The sequence below is a fragment of the Paenibacillus sp. J22R232 genome (assembly GCF_056269165.1).
The window spans coordinates 203,493-224,798 of the sequence record NZ_JBWDNK010000010.1; the positions used below are offsets into that span (position 1 = coordinate 203,493).

Annotated in this window: 24 protein-coding genes; 21 read left to right on the plus strand and 3 right to left on the minus strand. The window is 50.6% G+C overall.

Annotated features, from left to right (window positions below; all coding sequences use genetic code 11):
- The first annotated feature begins 48 nt into the window (after window positions 1–48).
- The 14 genes from AC0YN3_RS24435 (at window position 49) to AC0YN3_RS24500 (ending at window position 13,292) form a co-directional block, all read left to right on the plus strand.
- Window positions 49–720, plus strand: a complete 672-nt coding sequence (locus AC0YN3_RS24435) for a CBS domain-containing protein (RefSeq protein ID WP_475777541.1) — start codon at window positions 49–51, stop codon at window positions 718–720.
- Window positions 717–1,517 (plus strand): pyruvate, water dikinase regulatory protein, encoded by an 801-nt coding sequence (locus AC0YN3_RS24440; protein ID WP_475777542.1) that lies wholly within the window; start codon window positions 717–719, stop codon window positions 1,515–1,517. The genes AC0YN3_RS24435 and AC0YN3_RS24440 overlap by 4 nt, the downstream gene beginning before the upstream one ends.
- A gap of 34 nt (window positions 1,518–1,551) precedes the next feature.
- Window positions 1,552–1,950 (plus strand): nucleoside-diphosphate kinase, encoded by a 399-nt coding sequence (gene ndk / locus AC0YN3_RS24445; RefSeq protein WP_475777543.1) that lies wholly within the window; start codon window positions 1,552–1,554, stop codon window positions 1,948–1,950.
- A gap of 20 nt (window positions 1,951–1,970) precedes the next feature.
- Window positions 1,971–2,612 (plus strand): fructose-6-phosphate aldolase, encoded by a 642-nt coding sequence (gene fsa, locus AC0YN3_RS24450; protein ID WP_475777544.1) that lies wholly within the window; start codon window positions 1,971–1,973, stop codon window positions 2,610–2,612.
- Between the two features lie 147 nt (window positions 2,613–2,759).
- Complete coding sequence (locus AC0YN3_RS24455) at window positions 2,760–3,926, plus strand: P-loop NTPase family protein (protein ID WP_475777545.1); 1,167 nt, start codon at window positions 2,760–2,762, stop codon at window positions 3,924–3,926.
- Window positions 3,913–5,151, plus strand: coding sequence for a CpaF family protein (locus AC0YN3_RS24460; RefSeq protein WP_475777546.1), 1,239 nt, complete (start codon window positions 3,913–3,915; stop codon window positions 5,149–5,151). The genes AC0YN3_RS24455 and AC0YN3_RS24460 overlap by 14 nt, the downstream gene beginning before the upstream one ends.
- Entirely contained in the window at window positions 5,148–6,017 is an 870-nt protein-coding gene (locus tag AC0YN3_RS24465) for a type II secretion system F family protein (protein ID WP_475777547.1), read from the plus strand. Before AC0YN3_RS24460 ends, AC0YN3_RS24465 begins: the two co-directional genes overlap by 4 nt.
- Window positions 6,018–6,033: 16 nt before the next feature.
- On the plus strand, window positions 6,034–6,918 hold the full coding sequence (locus AC0YN3_RS24470; RefSeq protein ID WP_475777548.1) for a type II secretion system F family protein: 885 nt from the start codon (window positions 6,034–6,036) through the stop codon (window positions 6,916–6,918).
- 26 nt (window positions 6,919–6,944) lie between these two features.
- Window positions 6,945–7,130 carry a Flp1 family type IVb pilin gene (locus AC0YN3_RS24475; RefSeq protein WP_475777549.1) on the plus strand — a complete coding sequence of 62 codons (186 nt, stop codon included), beginning with the start codon at window positions 6,945–6,947 and terminating at the stop codon, window positions 7,128–7,130.
- Window positions 7,131–7,143: 13 nt separating this feature from the next.
- On the plus strand, window positions 7,144–7,878 hold the full coding sequence (locus tag AC0YN3_RS24480) for a TadE/TadG family type IV pilus assembly protein (protein ID WP_475777550.1): 735 nt from the start codon (window positions 7,144–7,146) through the stop codon (window positions 7,876–7,878).
- Between the two features lie 21 nt (window positions 7,879–7,899).
- Complete coding sequence (locus AC0YN3_RS24485; RefSeq protein ID WP_475777551.1) at window positions 7,900–10,161, plus strand: hypothetical protein; 2,262 nt, start codon at window positions 7,900–7,902, stop codon at window positions 10,159–10,161.
- Window positions 10,127–11,098: a TadE/TadG family type IV pilus assembly protein gene (locus AC0YN3_RS24490; protein WP_475777552.1), complete on the plus strand. Its 972-nt coding sequence runs from the start codon at window positions 10,127–10,129 to the stop codon at window positions 11,096–11,098. Before AC0YN3_RS24485 ends, AC0YN3_RS24490 begins: the two co-directional genes overlap by 35 nt.
- Before the next feature lie 33 nt (window positions 11,099–11,131).
- A complete protein-coding gene (locus AC0YN3_RS24495; RefSeq protein WP_475777553.1) occupies window positions 11,132–11,644 on the plus strand; it encodes an A24 family peptidase in 513 nt (170 codons plus the stop codon).
- Between the two features lie 31 nt (window positions 11,645–11,675).
- A complete protein-coding gene (locus AC0YN3_RS24500) occupies window positions 11,676–13,292 on the plus strand; it encodes a DUF6382 domain-containing protein (RefSeq protein WP_475777554.1) in 1,617 nt (538 codons plus the stop codon).
- 2 nt (window positions 13,293–13,294) lie between these two features.
- Here AC0YN3_RS24500 and AC0YN3_RS24505 read toward each other — a convergent pair whose 3' ends face one another.
- The 3 genes from AC0YN3_RS24505 to AC0YN3_RS24515 all read right to left on the minus strand — a co-directional run bounded on the left by AC0YN3_RS24505 (window position 13,295) and on the right by AC0YN3_RS24515 (window position 15,320).
- Window positions 13,295–14,197 carry a TIGR01777 family oxidoreductase gene (locus AC0YN3_RS24505; RefSeq protein ID WP_475777555.1) on the minus strand — a complete coding sequence of 301 codons (903 nt, stop codon included), beginning with the start codon at window positions 14,195–14,197 and terminating at the stop codon, window positions 13,295–13,297.
- Window positions 14,198–14,223: 26 nt separating this feature from the next.
- A complete protein-coding gene (locus AC0YN3_RS24510) occupies window positions 14,224–14,724 on the minus strand; it encodes a hypothetical protein (protein ID WP_475777556.1) in 501 nt (166 codons plus the stop codon).
- Window positions 14,725–14,882: 158 nt separating this feature from the next.
- Window positions 14,883–15,320 (minus strand): DUF2621 domain-containing protein, encoded by a 438-nt coding sequence (locus tag AC0YN3_RS24515; protein WP_183569059.1) that lies wholly within the window; start codon window positions 15,318–15,320, stop codon window positions 14,883–14,885.
- 101 nt (window positions 15,321–15,421) lie between these two features.
- Between AC0YN3_RS24515 and AC0YN3_RS24520 the strand changes: the two genes are divergently transcribed.
- The 7 genes from AC0YN3_RS24520 (at window position 15,422) to AC0YN3_RS24550 (ending at window position 21,249) form a co-directional block, all read left to right on the plus strand.
- The gene (locus AC0YN3_RS24520; RefSeq protein WP_475777557.1) at window positions 15,422–16,552 is read left to right on the plus strand and encodes a deoxyribonuclease IV; all 1,131 of its coding nucleotides are present in this window, start codon (window positions 15,422–15,424) and stop codon (window positions 16,550–16,552) included.
- 55 nt (window positions 16,553–16,607) lie between these two features.
- Complete coding sequence (gene purU, locus AC0YN3_RS24525; RefSeq protein WP_475777558.1) at window positions 16,608–17,510, plus strand: formyltetrahydrofolate deformylase; 903 nt, start codon at window positions 16,608–16,610, stop codon at window positions 17,508–17,510.
- 157 nt (window positions 17,511–17,667) lie between these two features.
- Complete coding sequence (gene tkt, locus AC0YN3_RS24530; protein WP_441941485.1) at window positions 17,668–19,686, plus strand: transketolase; 2,019 nt, start codon at window positions 17,668–17,670, stop codon at window positions 19,684–19,686.
- A gap of 49 nt (window positions 19,687–19,735) precedes the next feature.
- Window positions 19,736–20,053: a pyrimidine/purine nucleoside phosphorylase gene (gene ppnP / locus AC0YN3_RS24535; RefSeq protein WP_475777559.1), complete on the plus strand. Its 318-nt coding sequence runs from the start codon at window positions 19,736–19,738 to the stop codon at window positions 20,051–20,053.
- Window positions 20,054–20,146: 93 nt separating this feature from the next.
- A complete protein-coding gene (locus AC0YN3_RS24540; RefSeq protein WP_475777560.1) occupies window positions 20,147–20,341 on the plus strand; it encodes a hypothetical protein in 195 nt (64 codons plus the stop codon).
- Window positions 20,342–20,527 (plus strand): hypothetical protein, encoded by a 186-nt coding sequence (locus AC0YN3_RS24545; protein WP_475777561.1) that lies wholly within the window; start codon window positions 20,342–20,344, stop codon window positions 20,525–20,527.
- 221 nt (window positions 20,528–20,748) lie between these two features.
- Entirely contained in the window at window positions 20,749–21,249 is a 501-nt protein-coding gene (locus AC0YN3_RS24550; RefSeq protein ID WP_475777573.1) for a DUF420 domain-containing protein, read from the plus strand.
- Window positions 21,250–21,306 lie beyond the last annotated feature (57 nt).

Genomic DNA, 21,306 nt, shown 5'->3' on the forward strand with positions numbered 1-21,306 from the left:
TATAACGAATAATAGTGCTACATAAATTAATTATGACTCACAAATAGAATGGAGGAGAGTCCGATTCAATTATCCTCTCGGCAATTGGAGCTTCTTGAGCTTGTGAAGAGGCATGCGCCGATTACCGGTGAACAATTAGCAGACAATCTAGGCGTGAGCAGACCGACACTGCGCTCGGATTTATCTCTTCTCGTCATGCTAGGCTTGCTTGACGCGAAGCCAAAGGTCGGGTATTTCCTAGGCAACGCCTACCGAACGAACCGTGAGCCGCTGCAGCAGCTTAACACGATGAAGGTAAGGGAGGTACAGGGCGTCCCCGTTAATGTGCCTGACTATTTGTCCGTTCATGATGCCGTCATTACTTTGTTCACGGAGAATGCGGATACGCTCCTGGTCGTCAATGACCAGAAGCGGTTTGTTGGCATCGTCACGCCTAAGGATTTGCTCAAAATAACGCTTGGAAACGCCGGCGCTGCGGCAATCCCCGTCAGTATGGTGATGACACGCTATCCCAATATTGTGACGCTGATGCCAGACGACTCCGTTATGGACGCGATTCGAAAAATGTCGCTGCACCAGGTAGATTGTCTGCCGGTCATTGTTCCAAGGGAGGAGCAAACGGCCGATCCAGAGGTTACCGGCTGGGTGTCGAAGTCGAATATTATACGTCTGATGGCGGACATTGCGATGGATGGGGAATTGGGGGAGCCAGAGTTATGACACAGCAAATTATTTACGTATGCTCCGATGCCGTAGGGGAAACCGCGGAAGCGGTAGCAAAGGCGACCTTGCGCCAATTCTCATCCGAGCAGGTGAAGATCAAGCGCTACGGCCATATCAAGTCGGAGGATGAAATATTGCGCATTGTCGCTGAGGCGGTGGGCACAGGCGGCTTTATCAGCTATACGCTCGTGCAGCCAGAGCTGCGCGAGCTAATGAAGGAAGAAGCGCTGAGAGTCGGCGTGCGCGCCGTCGATGTGATGGGACCGATGATGCAAGCTTATGTGGACACGTTCGGCAGCTTTCCGAAGCGCGAGCCAGGACTACTGCATTCGATAGATGATGCCTATCACCGCCGAATGGACGCCATTGAATTCGCGGTCAAATATGACGATGGCAAGGACGCGCGAGGCTTTGTGCAGGCGCAGGTCGTATTGATCGGCGTATCACGGACATCGAAAACACCGTTAAGCATCTTTTTGTCCCATAAGGGAATCAAAACGGCTAACCTGCCCTTGATGCCGGAGGTCAATCCGCCGGAGGAGCTGAAGCCAGCTCCCGGCCGGTTAATTATCGGGCTCACGATGCAAGCCGAGCACTTGCTTGAAATTCGCTCCGAGCGCTTGAAGACGCTGGGGCTTCCGGCTTCGGCCCAATACGCGACGCGTGAACGGATTCAAGAGGAGCTGGATTACGCGGAAGGCGTTATGAAATCATTGAATTGTCCGGTTATCGATGTCACCAATCGCGCTATTGAAGAAACTGCAGGCATTATTACTGAATGGCTTAACAAATAAATGGCTATACCGATAGAGACAAGGGGGATTCTAAATGGATAGAACGTTTGTAATGGTTAAGCCCGATGGTTATGCTCGCGGCTTAGTAGGTCGGATTGTCGCACGTTTTGAAGAGAAGGGTTTTACGCTGGTGGACGCAAAGGTTATGCAGCTCTCCAGAGAGCATGCGGAGCATCATTACGAGCATTTGCGATCAAAGGTTTTTTTTGGCGAGCTGGTGGATTTTATCGTGTCAGGACCGATATTTGCTATGGTATGGGAAGGCAAGGACGCGATTAAAAATGCGCGTTCGCTCATAGGAGCAACGAACCCTGCTGACGCGCTTGCGGGAACGATTCGCGGGGACTTTGCGATCGACGTGGCAAGCAACATTATCCATGGCTCGGATTCGACCGAAAGCGCGGAGCGGGAAATCAAACTTTTTTTCCAATAAACAAAGGGAGATGACCGGATATGAAGTTTTTCTTGGATACAGCGAACGTAGAGGAAATTAAGCGTATTGCCAAGCTAGGGCTCGTTGACGGGGTTACGACCAACCCTTCGCTCATTGCGAAGGAGGGACGGGATTTTAAACAAGTCATCCAAGAAATTTGCAGCATTGTATCTGGTCCGGTCAGCGCCGAGGTTATTGGAACAAAGGCGGACGATATGCTTAAGGAAGCTTTTGAAATAGCGGAATGGGCACCTAATGTTGTGATTAAGCTGCCTCTTACGGAGGATGGCTTGTATGCAGCACACGCGTTATCGGAAAAAGGCATTCAAACGAACGTGACGCTCGTTTTTTCCGCGGCTCAGGGGCTTATGGCAGCAAAAGCAGGAGCGACGTTCATTAGCCCGTTTGTCGGGCGGCTGGATGACATTGGCGTAGAAGGGCTTAAGCTGGTTCGCGATTTGAACGCCATTATTCGTAACTATGGGTATCCGACTGAAATCATCGTTGCGAGTATCCGCCATATCGGCCATCTGGAGCAGGCTGCCATCGCAGGCGCGCATATTGCGACGATACCGGGCTCGCTGCTGCCTTCGCTGTGGAAGCACCCGCTTACCGATATCGGGATCGAGAAGTTTCTTAGCGATTGGGACAAGCAGAAGTAAAATCCTTGGTTGACGAATAGAATCAGGGTATGGTAAATTTTATACAAAGTTAAAGATCACACACGGAAGCACCGTATAAGGACGCAGCTAACTGCGCCTTCTACGGTGCTTTTTTTGTGTTTTCTTGCTGAAGGGAGGAATGCTTGGATGATGAAATACCAGCTGGGAGTAGCTGTAAGCGACACTGAATACTTGCGGCGGCTAGCCGATTACATCCGCGACAGCAAGTATAGCGAGCAATGGCAGATTATTGCCTTTACCCATGCGGATGCTTGCAAACGGTACGTGGGGCAAGGATACAAGCTGGATATGCTGATTGCGCAGCCGGGGCTGCTGGCAGAGACCAAGCCGATGCTTCCGAGGATGACGGTTATCGCGCTCGTGCTTGCATTCGGTGAAAGTACGGAGGAGCATGAGCTCCAGCAATATCAGCCGCTCCCGCGGCTGCTGCAGCGGATGTCGGAGATTCATGCCCGAGCAGCAGCGTTATCCGGTCAAGCTCCAACATTTGAAGATATGGCTGCCGGAACGCGGGTGCTCGCGGTATACTCCGCTTCCGGCGGCACCGGGAAGACCGGGCTTGCGCTTCATATCGCGCATGCGGCAAGCATGCACCGTTTCCGAACGTTCTATCTTAATCTGGAGCGTTGGAATTCCTCGGAATCATGGTTTGAACCAAATCGAAACGAGGAGGACCAGAAGCAAGAGCCATTAAAGGAGGAAGGCCTATCAGAGCTGCTTTACAGCCTTAAGGCACAATCTGGCCTAGCTGGCAAGTGGCTGCTGGAGCATCGAAAACGTGACGCCATTCTTGGTGCTGATTATTTGGCGCTCTGCACCAATTTAGAGGATCGCTTAACGCTGAGCGAGGAGGATACGGCTTCGCTGCTTGAGGTGATCTCCGCAAGCGGGCAATACGATTTGATTATCGTCGATTTGGACAGCGATCTGGACGGCACGCATGTGAGCGTGTTTGAGAAATCGAATCTTGTTCTGTGGGTATCGAATAGCTCTGCATCCGCAAGACAAAAGCAAGCCATGGTACTTCGCTACGGTGAGCAGAAGTGGGACGGGCGCTTCAAGCGATTGCTCGGGAAATTTACATACGTGAATAATCAATCTGTCAGTAATCATCCAGGCGGGAATCGGGAAAAGGATGACAGAGGCACCGTCAGCTTCCGCCTGCCGGAAGTTGCGGATTGGCGAGGGGCAAGCCGCGTAAAGCTGCTGTCATCGCCATTGTACCGGGCAGCGGCCGATCAGCTGTTCAAGCAGCTCTTCATGGAAGGGGAGGGAATGATTGCCGAGCGATGAAATCGTATTGGAGCTGAGGGATCAAATCCGGTCAAAGATTGATTTCAGCGGCTCCTTGTCCGACGAAAGCTTGCTGAATATCGCGGAGGAGACGGTATTTGACTGGTGTGCGCGCAATCCGTTAACGGCAACCGGGAAAGTCAAGCTGGTGCGCAGGCTGTTCCACTCCTTCCGCGGACTCGATATTTTACAGCCGCTTATGGAGGATGCTTCGATCAGTGAAATCATGATTAATCATCATGCGGAAATTTTTGTGGAAAGAAGAGGCGAAATGTCATTGCTGCCTGTTTCCTTTGAGAGCAGGGAACGGCTTGAGGATTTGATCCAGACCGTAGTGGCCAGCGTAAACCGCGTAGTCAATGAATCGTCGCCTATCGTAGACGCGAGGCTGAAGGACGGCTCAAGGGTGCATGTCGTGCTTCCTCCCGTTGCGCTCAAGGGTCCCTGCATGACCATTCGTAAGTTCCCGGATAAGCCGCTTGCGATGGAGGAGCTGGTGGGGCTTGAGTCATTATCCGGTGACGCGGCTGCATTCCTGAGTGAGCTCGTAGGGGCGCAATACAATATGTTTATCAGCGGAGGAACGGGGACGGGCAAAACGACCTTTCTTAATGCTTTGTCGCAGTTCATACCAGCGGATGAGCGGATCGTTACCATCGAGGACTCGGCAGAGCTGCAAATTCGCTCCATTCCGAATCTTGTCTCGATGGAAACACGGAATGCGAATACGGAAGGCAAAGGCGAGATCACCGTACGCGATCTGATTCGTGCTTCGCTGCGAATGCGGCCGAGCCGGATCATCGTGGGGGAGGTGCGGGGCGGAGAGGCGCTGGATATGCTGCAAGCGTTGAATTCAGGCCATGCTGGAAGCATGTCTACTGGCCACTCGAACGGTGCGAAGGATATGCTCGCCAGGCTTGAGACGATGGCACTTAGCGCAGCGGAACTGCCTGTAACGGTCATTCGGCAGCAGATTGCTTCAGCGATTGATATTATCATTCATTTATCGAGATTCCGGGACCGATCGCGCAGAGTAACGGAAATTTGCGAAGTCGTGGGAATGGCTGACGGTGAAGTAATGCTTAATCCTTTGTTTTATTTCGAGGAGAAGGGTGAGCGTGAGGGGAAGGTGGCGGGTGGGCTGAAACGGACAGACAACGCCATTGTCAGACAGGACAAGCTGATCATGGCTGGTAGAAAGGGAAAGGGGGAGGCTGCGCTATGAGTATGGCTAAAGGCATGTCCGAAACGGGGCATCGGTATGGGCTATCGGGGAGAAAGCAGCGTTTTTTATATTGGTGCGGCTGGGAAAGCGAACAGATTTTGGCGAATATTCGCGCGGGCAGAGTATTAACGAACTACGAGCATTATCATCTCAGCCGAAAACAGTTCTTACTGACAGCGTCTACGGCGTCTCTTCTTTTTTATTCAGCGGTCTACCTGTTCTACCATTCCGTTCTGTTATCGCTAGCAGCAGCGGCACTTGGCATTATCGCGCCGCGCTTTCGGCGCATGTCATTGCTGCGTGAGCGAAAAGAACGATTGAAGCTGCAATTCAAGGAAGCGTTATTCTCGCTAACCTCCTCGCTTGCGGCGGGGCGCTCGATTGAGAATGCTTTTCTAGCATCCCTTGATGACTTGAGGCTTCTATATCCGAACGCGAAAACGGAGCTATTGATCGAATTTCAAATCATACGGTTTCGTCTAGAAAATGCCGAGCCCATTGAATATGCCCTGAGAAATTTTGCGGATCGGGCGGGAATAGACGAGATCACCCAATTCGTCGATGCTTTGGGAGCCTGCAAGCGTTCAGGAGGGGATTTGCTGGAGGTCATGAAGCGGACCGCTGTTATTATTGGCGAGAAGTTGGAGATTGAGCAAGAAATAGCCGTTATGGTTGCCCAGAAGAGATTCGAGGGACGAATTATGATGGCGGTCCCTTTTGTGTTCCTCGCGTTTTTAAGCCTAGCCGCTCCTGATTACATGGCACCTTTATATGATGGAGCCGGCTACCTGCTGCTGACAGCTGCGCTGGCGTTGTTGCTGGCTTGCTTTTGGCTAATGGCAAAAATGATGCGCATTCAAATGTAGTGAAAGGAAGGGAGAAATGGCTGCCGCGATAGCTTCGTTTGCGCTAATCGGAATTTGGGTTTATTGGGCGGGGGTAGGCACGCTGCATGCATGCTGGAAGCAGCTTGCAGGGAAGAAGCAGCAAGGCGGAATGACGAGTGAAGCATGGAAGCAGCTGGGTATGGTAAATCCCTTTTTACGTATGCTGGAGCGGCATAAGGTATTTGATTCCTTGCATTTGCCAATGGGAAGCTTTCATATGAGACTTCTCTTGTTAATGGAAAACGGATGGACGATGGAGCAGACGAAAAAGCAGGCAGCGGCTTCGTTAGGCATGGGATACGCCGCATTGACGGCCTGCGCGTGGCTTAGTTTTCTTGGACAAGAGCCTCTGCTGCTCGTGGTAGGAGCTATATTCGGTATCGTTCTTACGCTTCGGCCATTCGTAGAAGCGGGAAGAAAGGTCGAGCAGCGCAAGCAGCAGATGATCATCGAGCTGCCCGACATGCTGAGCAAGCTGATGCTGCTTGTAGGCGCGGGAGAGACTGTGCAGCAGGCGCTGGCTAGGTCGCTTGAAGGGAAAGAAGTGAAGCTTCACCCCTTATATAAGGAATGGAGCGAGGCTGTTTCGATGCTGCGGAATGGCCAGTCGTTCAATACGGCGATGGAACGCTTTAACCGGCGCTGCTCGGTGCAGGAGGTATCCGTATTTACGACAGTACTGCTGCTCAATTACCGAAGAGGGGGAGAGCATTTCGTGCTCGCCTTGCGGGAACTGTCCTATACGCTTTGGGAGAAGCGTAAGGCGATTGCAAGATCGCGTGGGGAGGAGGCTTCGTCGAAGCTTGTATTTCCGCTTGTCGGCATTTTGTTGGTGCTCATGATTCTGGTAGCCGCGCCAGCCGTTCTGCTTATGTCTTAAATTGAAAATAGAGAGGAAGAGGACAAATGAATCAGTTAGCAAAATCCGTTCGTTCGTTTTGGAAAGAGGAAGAGGGACTTGGCACGCTGGAGATTATTCTGATTATTGCGGTTGTCATTATTATTGCCCTGTTGTTTAAGGACTGGATCATCGAATTAATCGAGCGCCTGATGGGCAAGGCGGACGACGAGGCAGATAAAATTTTCAGTTAGCAGGTGCCATTGCATGGATAAGCAAAATTTTCGTGTGAGACTGCTGCAGATACTAAGAAAGGAGCAGGGCAGCTTTACGCTGGAAGCCACGATTGTGTTTCCATTGCTGCTCGGCCTTATCTTGTTATTTTTATTGTTCGGCATGTATATGTACCAGAAGGTTGTCCTTTATTACGCGGCGTCCTCAACTGCGGAACGCGCTGCCTTTAGTTGGGACAACAGCTTCCGAATAGCTAGAAGCGGGATGCTGAGCGAGCCAGCCTATGATGGCTTGTATTGGCGGGTAGGCGATGACGAAATGCTCAGCAGCTTGTTCAGCATCGGCAGCGAAATCTCGCCGGCATCTTTCGCGCTCCCGGTTGAAGGAAAGGCCGATAGCGTCGATGATGATTTGTATTATCGCAAATTGGCGAAGTCGGCTCAGTGGATGGGAGACGCCGCTTTGGCTTATGAAGGGCAAATGAGCTATTCACGGGACGTTCTGAAGCGAGTGGTTGAGGTTAAGCTAAAGTCTCCTTTTTCGAATGGGAGAGCCGCGCCCAGCTGGCTGAGAAGGGAGCCCAAAACCGTAGCAGCTGCCTCGATCATAGATCCGGTTGAATTTATAAGAAGCATTGATTTGACGCGTTACTATGCGGCAAGATTCGCTAACCGGACAGGCGGTGCGAGCCAGGCGAAGCAGCAAGCGGGTCAGGTTCTCGCACCTTATGCCGAGGCTTCAAAAGCTGGCAAGCCGAAGGGAACGTAACGATGGAGGTGTAGAAAGGCATTGGCCGCCAAAATAAAGAAATTAAAGAAAACAGACTGCAATAGCGGTTTTTTCTTTGAAGAAAATGGAGCGGTAACCGTTTTTTCCGTCATTGTGTTATCCTCCTTGCTGTTATTTTTTTCTCTGCTTATTGATTATGCGCGCATTGCGGTTATGCACAAGCTGGCAGAGGATGCCGTTCGCTCAGGTGTGCGGTCCGTACTCTCAGCCTATGATTCCACGCTTTACGAGCGCTACGGCTTGTTTGGCCGAGGCGGTACGGAGGGGCAGGCGATATTCTCGGAAGCACTGACAGCCAACACGGATGAATCGGCTCGGTTTACGGAGCCTGGTATGAAGCTGGTTCGGATTAAGGCAGACGAAGCAGCCTTGCATCCTGCTTCGTTTTTGGGGAGCCATGACATTTTTGCTAGGCAGGTCTTGGAGGAAATGAAATATAAGGCACCCGTTGATTTTACGTTGGAGCTAGCTGCTAAGTTTATACCGATCGCTGGTGCAATGAAGGAATCTTCCATTACCATCAGTCTGCTCGAGCGTATGCGTAAGCTTTATGAGCAGCGCGAAGCCCATTTAATCCGCGTTCTTCAACTGCAAGAGCTCGCTGCAGCAGCAATGAGGGACAGCGGAGTGTCTGCGATGATTCCGGTTCAAGCGAGCACGGGAACGATACCTGCCGATACTGCCTTAGGCATCGCCGGAGCATATTCGGGTTATGCAGCGATAGCTATGAAGAGCCAGCTGTCTGAGTCGGAGGGAGGCCAGGAAAAGACAACGCAAATGAAAGACTATGAAGAGTTAGTAAAAGGGTTTGCATTAACACTTAGGCAGGTCGGCAGAGACATGCTTCAACGCCATACGAAGCTGCTGGGGGATGCAATTAAGGAGCTAGGAGCTGCTAGGACGCTGAACGAGCAGATGCAGCAGCTAGCCAGGGAAGCGAACCAGCGAGCGAGTCAAGGCGGATATGATTCCGTTTCGAAAATGGAAGTGCCGGGAGCGGTTAAGCATGAGGTTCCTGCCGATGCGGCATCGGATTTGGAACAAATAAGGAAAACAGCGGTTGAACTGGTTCTGAATGATGAGTGGTTTGCGGAATACCGGCAGGAGCTTGAGGCCCAAGGCTCATCCGCGGCTGCGATTGATATGGAGACAGGGAGCTTCCAGACAAGTGCTATGGCCTCGCTGATAAAGCCAATCCGGATGCTGTCGGCAGACACCTTGTTAGAGGGGGCAGCGAGTCTCAGCGTTGCATACGGCAGCTACAATGAAAAATATATCCAGCCTGCTGCAATTTTGGCAAGCAGAAGAAATGCCCTGGAGCACGGTGAGATTAAAGAAAAGCTAAAGCAGCAGGAGAAGCAGTCCGAATCATTGTGGAAACAGGCTCGCAGCCTGCTTCACGGACTTACTGCAATTCCGCAAACGGAAGAGCATCAGCTTGTTTTTGAACAGATCAAACAGCTGTACAATGCCAATCTTTTGTTTAACGAGAAAGAGGAGGAAGCATCCATTCCAGATACAGCAGGAACAGCAGGAGGGGCTCACGATGCTTCCGAGCAATCAGCTGCGTTAATGGATGGCTTGTTTTCTGGCATGGCAAGTATGCTGACGGATACGAGAGACGATTTGTTTTTCGGTGAATACGTTCTGGGCAGGTATGCTTCGTTTGCGCCTCAGCATCTGAAGGCGATGATGACCGGTGGTGAGTTGTCAGAGCTGTCGCATGCTGTTTCATTCAATAACCAGGAGGCCGAATACATTATTTATGGCTTCCACAATCCGGTGGGAAACATTGCTGCTGCATATGGGGAACTGTTTGCCGCGAGGCTGTCAGTACGAACGATGGAAGGGTTAATTGAAAGCAGGACACTCGGACATCCTTTGCTCATTCTATCTGCAGCTCTTATTTACGGCTTAGAGAAATCGATAGAGGATCTGCTTGCGTTCACCGAACGGGGCTCAGCGCCTTTGTCCAAATATGTGAAGCTGGAGCTTTCTTACCAGGATTATTTAAGGCTTTTTATACTATTACACGGGGCGAATGACAGCTCTAGCTTAGCGCGGATGATTGCATCCATCGAGCATAATAGCGGGACGATATTATCAGCTGTTCCGAGCGGCGTAACGGGAGAGGCTAGGCTCTCCGCGGAGCTTTGGTTCGTGCCTGGCTTAATGGGCGCGCTCGGCAATCTCGGACTTCTGGATGGAAAGGTTGAAGGAAACCGCTATGAGACTACGCAAACAATCGGCTGGTCATATTAGGCTTCGCAAGTTAAGGGAAGAGCAGGGCTCAATCGTTGTAGAATCAGCTTTGGTAATGCCGATGGTTATTGTGGTGCTGCTGGTGTTCGTGATGCTCATCCGATTATGTGCGGTGCAAATGGCCCTCCATTCGGCAGCCTCGCAATCGGTCAAGCAGATTGCGGCCCATATTCATCCTGTAGATTTGGCTTGGCAGCAAGCTGCTGCCCAGGCTCCTTCTCTTCCCGAAACGTTGGTTCCTCTGTCTCCTTGGAACGAAGTAGCAGCAGAGGCTTCGGAATGGCTGCCATCTCCGGCAGGCCCGTTAATAGCCTCTACGCTGCGAGGAGATTTTCAACCGCTCCAGAATATGGCGGCTACACATATCGGGCAAGCCGTCATTATGCCTCTGATCAGGAGCTTTACCGATGCGGCTATCATAGATCCGGCTCGCCTAAGGCTAAGCTGGCTGACGCTGCCCGATTTAACCAAGAGCAATGAACCGTATTTATCCATCGAGGTAGAATATGATTTTCCTTTAAAGCTGCCTTTTTTGGGAAAGCCAATCGTACTGAAAGAGCAAGCCGCGGAGCGTGTTTGGTTAAGTGATGCGGCGCCAGCAAGATATGGCATTGAAGACGGGGACCAAGCAGCCGTGCCGATCCAAATCGTGGCGATTGAGCCTTCACCGCTGCGGCCTGGCAGAAAAGCCTCCGTAATCGTGAAAACAGCGCCGGGAGCGGCGATTTCTCTGGAGGTTACCTATAAAAGCGGATCTAGCAAAGCAAAGCATTTGGGGGAGGCCGTCGCTGACTCAGAAGGATATATCAAATGGACCTGGCATGTTTCCGGGAATACAACTCCCGGTATATGGGAGCTTGCCGCATCAGAGTCTGGCCGTGCGGATAACCGGATATCTATGCATTTCGTCGTGGAGAAAAGCAGCGGCAGCAGCTAACTCAATGATCGACTGCTGCAGAAAGGAGCTTGAATGGACTTATATCCGACACTGGCAATTGGACTGCTTTTAGTATGGGCGTTTATTACGGATTTGAAGTCGCAGATTATTCCCAACTACCTAACGCTAAGCTTCTTTATCGGTGCGTTTATCTATCATATTGCCTCAAATGGAATGGCCGGAGCGGGTACGGCTGCTGTTGGCGCAATTGCCGGTTTTATGCCGCTGCTGCTCCTTCATATCGCCAAAGGCATCGGCGCAGGAGATGTGAAGCTGTTCGGAGCATTAGGCGCATGGGCGGGAGGGGTATTGGTCCTGCAGCTGATGTTTTATGCGATTCTGTACGCGGGAATAATCGGATTGTTTGTTCTCGCAGTTAATCGGGCTTTCGGGAAGCGGGTTGCGGCAGGTGTGACTGCCATTCTCGCGCCTGCATCGGGGTGGAGAAAGCCAGAGTGGCTGCGATGGGCAAACTCAGGCAAAAAGTTTCCATTCATGCTGGCGGTGGCGCCAGCTGCGGTTACCGTATGGTCCATTATCAATTAGAGCTGGATGCTTGGGAGGAGAGAATATCGCCATGCAGCGTTTTCGCATTGATTTTGAAATGAATCAAGGGCATGAAATGGTGATTGACCGTGAAAGCGGGATATACAGAAGTGAGCTGGACGATATTGAGCTCCATATGCTTCGGAATGAGCAGATTCCCTATTTGCTGCACATGGATTGGTTTGAGCTGGATGCTAGAGTTACTTTTCGCTATAGGCTGTCCGGCAAAAAAATGCTTCTTCATCGGCTGCAACAGCAGCAGCTGACAATGGAGGAGTATTACGTTCTCCTTCTTGGCGTTGTGGATGCGCTCTATGGATGCAGGGATTATATGCTGCGTCCGGAAGGCTGTCTCCTTGATGAGCAATTTATTTTTATTGGAGAAAAGCTCCATGACATTGCTCTTGCCTACGTGCCGATTAAGGCTGACACGAACGCTCAGGAAATGGGAGCGGGTGATCTTTTGTCATTGGTTATACGGTTCACTTCCTATATCAATCAAATAGATGGCGAAGGCTTGAAGCGGGTGCTCCATCATTTATCGGGGAAGAAATGGCCCATGGAGGAGCTTCGGCATACGCTGCTCGATTTAATTGGGGATGTTCCTTTAAAACAGGGCGAGGCCGTGCAGCAGCAGAGAGACATGCGGTTTGAAGGGAAAGCACAATTGCGAGAGAAACAAGGACGAAATATGTACGAGCAGAGTGACTCAAAACCGAATGGGCATTCTCATAGAGCGGAAGAACCGAAGCAGCCAGCCGAAATTTACGCAGAGCCTCTGCTTGAGCCAAAGCTATACATGGATACCTATCAGCAGCAGGCGGTCTCGAAAGAATATGATTTGGAATTCATGAAGGGCTCGGATTCGGAGTTCGAGTCGGATTCCGATTCCGGGTCTGGGTCAAAAGGAAAGGGGAGGTGGGTAGGAACTGCAGCACTTCTTGTTACGGCGGCCTGTACCTGGCGATTTGTATACCTCGCTTCACCAACTAAGCAAAGCTTGCTTCTATGCGCGGGAATAACATTGCTCCTGCTGGCTGTTGCTTTATGGTTATGGAGAAATGGATGGGATCGGAAGGATAGCCCGGAAGACATGGAGGATCTGAACCAGCAGCCTTATTATGAGCCGGGAAAGTTTAACGGTTCTGTACATTTAGACAAAGCAAGGGAGCACGAGTACTCGAACATAAGAGACGTTATGGAATCTCCTATGGGAGGAAGCGCGGAAAAGAAAGCTGCATCGCTTCATGTCGTTGCTGCCAACCCGATTTACCCTAGCGTAGACCCTACGGTGTGGCTGAGTCCGGACCAAGAGCAGCATGAGCCACAACCATCATCTGCTTTGTGGCTTCAAAGAAGCTTGGACGGCGTGCGAACAAGGCTGGAGCTGACGGAGAGCAGCTTCAAAATCGGCCGTATTGGCGAAAAGGTAAGCTATGCGGATCCAGCAAACGGAATTTCGCGTCTTCATTTGGAGTTTGAGTATGTGGAAGGTCATTACGCGGCAAAAGACTTGGGGTCAAGAAATGGAAGCCTGTTAAATGGAGAAGTGATGATCCCCTACAAAAGCTATATGCTGAAGGTAGGAGATATTGTCCAGTTAGCAGGCGAGCAGGGACCTGTTTATGAGTTGAAACCTGGGGGATGAGGCTAGCCGCCCCTGACTAACTCATTCATTGCGCTGTCAACCGTCGGATAACGGAAGGTAAAGCCATGTTCAACGACTTTTCGTGGGAAGGCACGTTGGCCATCCAGCAATAGCGTCGACATCTCGCCAAACAAGGTACGCATCACAAAAGCGGGGACAGGGAACCAGTGAGGCCTGCCCATGGCTTTGCCGATTGCCCTTCCAAATGCATCATTCGTCACCGGATCTGGCGAACAGCCGTTGATCGGACCGTTTATGTCCTCATGGTCGAGGATGAACAAGAGCATTCTGGTCATATCGGTTAGATGAATCCAAGATAGCCACTGCTTCCCAGTGCCGATTCTGCCACCGCCGAATAAGCGATAAGGCATAGCCATTAACGGGAAAGCGCCTTCCTTCTTATCGAGAACAACGCCAACCCGGAGCTTTACGAGTCGCTCAGCAGGAATGCTGTCTGCAGCAAGCTCCCACTTCTGCACCACCTCTGATAGGAAGTCCGTCACTTTCGTTGCACTTGTTTCGTCGAAGCTTCCTTCCGCCGAAATCCCGTAAGCCGAAATCCCGGAAGCGTTCAAAACGAGCGGCGGTTTATGCTTTAGCGATTGAACAAGCTTGGAGACGCGGGCTGCTGCCGTAATTCTCGAATCCATTACCCGCTGCTTGGCAGCGGGTGACCAGCGTTGATTAATAGATTCGCCCGAGAGATTAACGATCGCATCGAGCCCTTCCAATAACGAAGGCGCAGCCTCAAGCTCGTCCCAGGTCATTCTGTTCAGACCTGGGCGTTTTGGCTCGTTCTGCGAATGGCTTCTCGATATAATCCATACCTCGTCATTTCTATCCAGCAGCGCTTCTTTCAGAGCGCTTCCGATAAAACCTGTCCCACCGGCAATTGCAACCCGCATTCCCACTCGCTCCTTTTTTAGCCTCGTTACTTCACTTCCTCAATTTTCACAAGCCAGTTCTGCTTGACGGTAGCATCGTCTTCGATCGATTTTTCCGTATACTCAAATTTCACTTTCGCGTCATCAGGCAATGCTTCAAGCTGGCTTTTGAATTCATCGGTTATTTGCAAGGGTATGGCGCCTGCCGCTGTTTCAATTTCTATAGAGTGCGAGTCGATTAGACCGCTGTATATGCCTTCATTCACCTTTACCTGATCAGCCGGAGCTTCAGTTGGACTTTCGTTGTCTGCGGTAGCGGTTGGCTCCGCTGTTGGTTCGGGTACCGATACGTCGGGATCGAGCACACCGCTTTCTTCAGGCAAATCCGTTACGATGGGAGATTCCTCCACGTTTCCTGGTTGATCATTTCCGGCAGCGGGCTTATTGCCATTCGCACCGCCGCATGCTGCCGTCGCGAGCATCACTGCTAAAAGAACGGCTCCTGCTGCTGCTTTTTTGCTTCTTTTGCGTCTTGATGAGTTCATCATGAGAACCACCTCCTGCTTGTTATAACGAAATGGATGTTAGTTAGGTTACATTTTTATATTTAACCCTAATGCTGCAGGGTGAAGCAATTGCAAGGAAAGGATGTCTGGCGGTCTGAAAAAATATAAATGAGTTTAAGCCGCAAAACCGCGGCTTAAACTCATTTATTAAGTAGATGCTTATAGGGAGCGTAGTCAATCCCTTGACGGTCAAGGAAGGTAACTAAGCTGCGGTAATCACGTTTTGGTGTGGCTCTTATGTAGCCTTCGATGCAATGCGCGCGAGTGACGGATGAAGCGCCGTGCTCGATCGCAACCTGGCCGATTTTTGCAGCGATTGAATGCTTGGCTATATCGCGGAATGCAGTCGGAACCGGGGATACAAGCTCGTCGAGCAGCGCCTTGGAATCATCATTCCACATGCTGCGGCTGCGTTCCACCCAATAGTTCTGCCAATCGAGCTTGGACTTGCCGTCCCGCATCGGAAGCACCTTGAGAAATTTGCGAAACATGAAAAACCCGCCAATCGACATGGCTCCAACCATGACGACCGCCCAAAAAACGATAAAGTACATAAACCAATCGGGCGCTACTTTCATACTTGTCTTTCACCTCAATAATGAATTATACCGTATTCCTAGATTTATTTCGACATTCCTTGTAAAATAAGGTTTGATCAACCGAAAGGGGCGTAAAATTTATGTTGAAAATAGGTTCCCATGTATCATTTTCGGACAAGGGGCTGCTAACGGCAGCACAGGAGGCCGTATCCTACGGCTCAGGCACATTTATGATTTACACCGGCGCACCTCAGAATACGAGAAGAAAGCCGATCGATAGCTTATATATTGAAGAGGGCAAGGCGCTTATGGAGCAATCGGGCATCAACGAGATTGTCGTCCATGCGCCTTATATTGTAAATTTGGGCTCCTACAAGGATTCGACGTTCGAGCTTGCGGTTTCCTTCCTGCAGGAAGAAATTCGCAGAACCGATTACATCGGTGTTCGTAATATTGTCCTACATCCTGGCGCTTATACGGACAAGGATGCCGAGTTTGGCATAGCGCGCATAGCAGAGGGCTTGAATGAAGTACTAGCGGGTACAAAAGAAACCAATGTGAATATCGCGCTTGAGACGATGGCTGGCAAAGGCACGGAAATTGGGCGCAGCTTTGAAGAGCTGGCAGCTATTATTGACAAGGTACAGGATAATCATCGCCTGACTGTATGTATGGACACCTGCCATATGCATGATGCAGGTTATGATCTGATTGATGACCTGGATGGCGTCCTGGAGCAGTTTGACCGTCTGGTGGGACTTGACCGCGTAGCCGTGGTTCATGTCAATGACAGCAAAAACGCTCGCGGCGCGGGAAAAGACAGGCATGCTCCGATCGGAGCCGGCTGGCTAGGGCATGACGCGATCTCCCGTATCGTGCACCACGAAGGCCTCAAAGGGCGTCCGTTCATCCTTGAAACGCCGTGGATTGGCAAAGAAGACAAAACGGAACGGCCTATGTATGAAGTGGAAATTGCACTGCTGAGCGACAATGGCAGAAGCCGTCTTGGAGAACCGTTCTTCGAGGACGTAGAACGCCTTCACCATTTCTTTGGTAAGCAGGACATTGATCCGAGAGCATTCGTATTGTCTGCTTGGGACGTCCTGAGATCGGACGCGAAGGCCAAGAAAGCGGATCCTCGCGAGCCGATGGAGCGACTGTATGATCTTATCATTGCAGGCGAAGCGCTCCCTGAAGGTCTCACCGAAGAACAAATCAACCAGCGTATTACGGCTTGGTTTGGCGGCAAAGAGCTGCTAGCCAAGATCTAATAATAAAAAGGTTCGTACATTCATTTATATTGCTGTGAAAGGAAGTTAAGAGTCCATGTCATCACAATCCAACCCGCCAGAGGCTCAAAACGGGGCCGGCGGAAAAAGCGGCCGCGCACGGATGCTTATCTCGTGCCCGGATCGCTCGGGAATCGTAGCGGCTGTTTCCCATTTCTTATACGAGCACGGTGCGAATATCGTACAATCGGATCAATATACCATGGATCCGGAAGGCGGCATGTTTTTTATCCGCTTTGAGTTTGACCTGAATGATCTGGAGAAGGAGCTTCCGGTATTGGTTGAAGATTTCGCCCGGGTAGCCGACCGTTTCGATATGAAATGGCATACGTTCCGCGCAAGCCGCAAAAAGAGGCTTGCCGTGTTCGTATCCAAAGAGGATCATTGTCTGCTCGAGCTGCTGTGGCAGTGGAAAGCAGGAGATCTGGATGCCGATATCTCGATGGTTATCAGCAACCACCCGGATATGCGGGAGCTCGTGGAATCGTTCGGTATCGAATACCACCATATTCCGGTAACGGCTTCAACGAAGGCAGAAGCGGAGCGCAAGCAAATGGAGGTTGTAGCAGACAAAGCGGATATTATTGTTTTGGCTCGTTATATGCAGATCATTTCACCGAAATTCATTGAGCAATTTCCTAACCGCATTATTAATATCCATCATTCCTTCCTGCCTGCATTCGTTGGCGGAAAGCCATATGCGCAGGCTTATACGCGCGGCGTAAAAATTATTGGCGCTACCGCGCATTACGTAACGGAAGAGCTCGATGGCGGACCAATCATCGAGCAGGACGTTCAACGTGTCAGCCATCGCGACAATGTGGATGATTTGAAGCGGATTGGCCGGACAATCGAGCGCGTCGTACTCGCCCGTGCGGTGAAATGGCATATTGAAGATCGCGTAATCGTGCATAATAATAAAACGGTCGTATTCAATTAACTGTATTTTTATGCGTTGCACTTAATTTTTATGATGGAAAACAAGCATGCAGAGTGATACAATATTCAAAGTTATTGCGTACTGGTATGACGTTGTATCGTTAATGAGAAACCATATAACGAGACGAAATTAGATCAGACTATAGGAGGAAATAGGAATGACGGTTACACAAAAATCAATTGAACAGCTATCCATCGATACGATCCGTACGCTAGCGATCGATTCGATCGAGAAAGCAAAATCAGGACATCCTGGCATGCCAATGGGAGCTGCTCCGATGGGCTACCAGCTTTTTGCGAAAAATATGAAGCATAATCCGGCAAATCCGACATGGATTAACCGCGACCGTTTTGTTTTGTCCGCAGGACATGGTTCCATGCTGCTTTACAGCCTGCTCCACCTTTCGGGCTATGATCTTCCGCTCGAAGAGCTTCAAAACTTCCGTCAATGGGGTTCTTTGACTCCGGGACATCCTGAGTTCGGTCACACTGCGGGAGTAGACGCGACAACTGGCCCGCTTGGACAAGGTATCGCGATGGCTGTTGGAATGGCGATCGCGGAAGCTCAGCTTGGCGCTACTTACAACAAAGAAGGCCATGATCTAATCAACCACTTCACATACTCCATTTGCGGCGACGGCGATTTGATGGAAGGCGTTTCCCACGAGGCAGCTTCTTTCGCAGGTCACCTGCAGCTTGGCAAATTGGTTGTTCTATATGATTCAAACGATATCTCGCTTGATGGCGAGCTGAGTCTTTCGTATTCCGAAAGCGTTCAAAAACGTTTTGAAGGCTACGGCTGGCAGGTGCTTCGCGTAGAGGACGGCAACGATCTTGCTGCCTTATCCCAAGCGGTAGCCGAAGCGCAAGCCGATTTGTCCAAACCGACTTTGATCGAAGTTAAAACGGTTATCGGTTACGGAAGCCCGAACAAAGGCGGAAAAGGCGGACATGCCGGTCCTCACGGATCGCCGCTTGGCGCTGACGAGACCAAATTGACGAAACAAGCGTACGGCTGGTCGGAAGAGCACCAATTCCACGTACCTGATGAAGTTCGCGCTCATTTCGCAGATGTGAAAAGCAGCGGCGAGCAAGCAAACGCGGCTTGGGATGCGGCATACGCAGCCTATAAAGCAGCTTTCCCTGAGCTTGCTGCTCAGTTCGAGCTAGCCATCTCCGGTGCATTGCCAGAGGGCTGGGATGCTGACCTTCCTGCATACAAGGTAGGAGACAGCGCGGTTTCGACTCGCGTCGCTTCCGGCAACGCACTAAACGGACTTGCCAAAAACGTGCCTACGATTTTCGGCGGATCGGCTGACCTTGAAAGCTCGACAATGACTCACTTGAAAGGCTTAACGCAATTCAAGCCAGGCAGCTACGACGGCCGCAACCTGTACTACGGCGTTCGTGAGTTCGGCATGGCTGCTGCGATGAACGGCATTGCCCTTCATAGCGGCTTGAAAGTATTCGGCGGTACGTTCTTCGTATTTACCGATTACCTTCGTCCTGCCGTTCGTCTTGCCGCATTGATGAAGCTGCCGGTCGTATACGTACTTACGCATGATAGTATCGCTGTCGGCGAAGACGGCCCTACGCATGAGCCGATCGAGCAGCTTGCTTCGATCCGTATTATCCCTGATCTTACGGTTATTCGTCCTGCTGACGCGAACGAGACTTCCGCAGCATGGGCTTATGCGGTCCAGAACACAGGCAACCCGGTTGCCCTCGTCTTGACTCGTCAAAACCTTCCGATTCTTGAAGGTACGGTTGAAGGCGTTCATGAAAACATTCGCCGCGGCGCATATGTTGTATCGGATGCAGAGGGCGGCAAACCGCAAGCTCAAATCCTTGCAACAGGCTCCGAGGTTCAACTTGCGGTTGCTGCACAGAAAGCTTTGGCCGAAGAGGGCATTCAGGTTCGTGTCGTCAGCATGCCAAGCTGGGATCTGTTCGAGAAGCAATCGAAGGAATACAAAAACTCCGTTATCCTTCCGGAGGTTAAAGCTCGCCTTGCGATCGAAATGGCACATCCGTTCGGCTGGGAGCGTTACACGGGAGATCAAGGCGATATTCTTGCCATCGACCGTTTCGGCGCATCCGCACCTGGCGATCGCGTAATCAAAGAATACGGCTTTACCGTGGAGAACGTTGTTAGCAAAGTGAAAGCATTGCTGTAATAACGGCTTGCAGCTTAACATTTGACAGATAAGGGAGATCACGACTACCATGTCTCAATTCGATAATGTATCCATCGTCAAGAAGGCTAACGTCTACTTCGACGGTAAAGTGACAAGCCGCGTTGTATTATTCGCGGACGGCACTAAAAAAACACTCGGCATTATGCTGCCGGGCGATTATGAGTTCGGTACGGATTGCGTAGAAATCATGGAGATTCTCGCAGGTGATTTGAAAGTGCTTCTGCCTGGCGAGACCGCGTGGATCCACATTCAAGGCGAAGGCGAGTTCCAGGTGCCTGCGAACACGAAATTCAAGCTTCAGGTTGCTGAAGTATCCGACTATTGCTGTTCGTATATCTACGAGTAAGCTGGATTTGATTAACGAAGAGGCCTTCCCGCTAGTGGCGATTCATCGTCCGAGGGAGGGCCTCTTTTGTTTTGGCCATAGAAGACGTCGAGAGTGGTTAAAGCAATTTCATACGCTTCGGACGTGCAGAAATGGATAGTTGAGCCCGTTGACCATAGCGGATATGTTCGGATTAGAAGCAAGACAGATGGCCGATGCCTTGCCGTAAGCCTATCAGCAGACGGTGAACTGCTGCGTGATGAGCTGTTGGTATTGGAGAGAAGCGATGCCTTGGGCTGCAGCGAATGATTGATCGACAATGCAGTCGCCGAGAACGGTGTTAGGATTCGTAACCGCACGACGGGGAAAGTGCTGAGCGCGGGTTTCGGTACGGAAGACCGCAGAAACGCGCATATTTATGTAACAGACGAGGCCGAGCATGACCCGCGCAAGGGACGCGATCCGCAGCGATTCGAGATGCTGAACGTTTATTAGGAAATAGGCTGAAAGGAATGCCGCCGTAGGAGAGCCGGGCATGGGCTTTTCCACGGCGGTTTTTTTACAAAATTCGATTATTTGTGATAAATATAGTGAAAATGCAATTGCTTTGAACTATGTAAATCGGATATGTTAAGAGAGTAGAAAACGCGTGTAATTAAAGTATTGACGCATTTGATTAGGAGGTTATTCGCTTGAAGGAAAAAAACGTCGGACCTATGGTAGCCATACTGTCCATCGTCTTAGTTGCCATCATAACGGTGCTGTTCTTTTTGCCTGCTTATGACGGAGAAATCGGATTCGATGTTAAGATATTGCCGCTGCTGAATGCGATTTTCAATTGCTTCACCTTTATATCTCTGGTGATTGCTTTGGTGTCCATTATGAAGAAAAACGTTAAGCTGCACCGCGCGTTTATCGGAGCTGCCTTTACGTCAACTACGCTGTTTCTTGTCTCGTATGTGACGTATCATTATTTGACGGAATCAACGAAATATGGCGGAGAGGGCGCGCTGCGCTCGATTTATTTCTTTATACTGCTCACGCATATTTTGCTTGCGATCGTCGTTGTTCCGCTTGCGCTGTTATCCGCTGTACGCGGCTTGCAGATGAAACTGGATAAGCATCGCAAAATCGCAAGATGGACGATGCCGATCTGGCTATATGTTAGCTTCACAGGAGTGGTCGTGTATTTGATGATCTCTCCTTACTATTCATAAATGATTGATGAAAAGCCGACCTTCTGGTCGGCTTTTGTGAGTTTGAATGGAGGGATT

Bases quoted from the DNA above. Each gene is read 5' to 3' on its own strand.
- AC0YN3_RS24435 (WP_475777541.1), top strand. From the start codon at position 49: ATGGAGGAGAGTCCGATTCAATTATCCTCTCGGCAATTGGAGCTTCTT.
- AC0YN3_RS24440 (WP_475777542.1), top strand. From the start codon at position 717: ATGACACAGCAAATTATTTACGTATGCTCCGATGCCGTAGGGGAAACC.
- ndk (WP_475777543.1), top strand. From the start codon at position 1,552: ATGGATAGAACGTTTGTAATGGTTAAGCCCGATGGTTATGCTCGCGGC.
- fsa (WP_475777544.1), top strand. From the start codon at position 1,971: ATGAAGTTTTTCTTGGATACAGCGAACGTAGAGGAAATTAAGCGTATT.
- AC0YN3_RS24455 (WP_475777545.1), top strand. From the start codon at position 2,760: ATGATGAAATACCAGCTGGGAGTAGCTGTAAGCGACACTGAATACTTG.
- AC0YN3_RS24465 (WP_475777547.1), top strand. From the start codon at position 5,148: ATGAGTATGGCTAAAGGCATGTCCGAAACGGGGCATCGGTATGGGCTA.
- AC0YN3_RS24470 (WP_475777548.1), top strand. From the start codon at position 6,034: ATGGCTGCCGCGATAGCTTCGTTTGCGCTAATCGGAATTTGGGTTTAT.
- AC0YN3_RS24475 (WP_475777549.1), top strand. From the start codon at position 6,945: ATGAATCAGTTAGCAAAATCCGTTCGTTCGTTTTGGAAAGAGGAAGAG.
- AC0YN3_RS24480 (WP_475777550.1), top strand. From the start codon at position 7,144: ATGGATAAGCAAAATTTTCGTGTGAGACTGCTGCAGATACTAAGAAAG.
- AC0YN3_RS24490 (WP_475777552.1), top strand. From the start codon at position 10,127: ATGAGACTACGCAAACAATCGGCTGGTCATATTAGGCTTCGCAAGTTA.
- AC0YN3_RS24495 (WP_475777553.1), top strand. From the start codon at position 11,132: ATGGACTTATATCCGACACTGGCAATTGGACTGCTTTTAGTATGGGCG.
- AC0YN3_RS24500 (WP_475777554.1), top strand. From the start codon at position 11,676: ATGCAGCGTTTTCGCATTGATTTTGAAATGAATCAAGGGCATGAAATG.
- AC0YN3_RS24505 (WP_475777555.1), bottom strand. From the start codon at position 14,197: ATGCGGGTTGCAATTGCCGGTGGGACAGGTTTTATCGGAAGCGCTCTG.
- AC0YN3_RS24510 (WP_475777556.1), bottom strand. From the start codon at position 14,724: ATGATGAACTCATCAAGACGCAAAAGAAGCAAAAAAGCAGCAGCAGGA.
- AC0YN3_RS24515 (WP_183569059.1), bottom strand. From the start codon at position 15,320: ATGAAAGTAGCGCCCGATTGGTTTATGTACTTTATCGTTTTTTGGGCG.
- AC0YN3_RS24520 (WP_475777557.1), top strand. From the start codon at position 15,422: ATGTTGAAAATAGGTTCCCATGTATCATTTTCGGACAAGGGGCTGCTA.
- purU (WP_475777558.1), top strand. From the start codon at position 16,608: ATGTCATCACAATCCAACCCGCCAGAGGCTCAAAACGGGGCCGGCGGA.
- tkt (WP_441941485.1), top strand. From the start codon at position 17,668: ATGACGGTTACACAAAAATCAATTGAACAGCTATCCATCGATACGATC.
- ppnP (WP_475777559.1), top strand. From the start codon at position 19,736: ATGTCTCAATTCGATAATGTATCCATCGTCAAGAAGGCTAACGTCTAC.
- AC0YN3_RS24550 (WP_475777573.1), top strand. From the start codon at position 20,749: ATGGTAGCCATACTGTCCATCGTCTTAGTTGCCATCATAACGGTGCTG.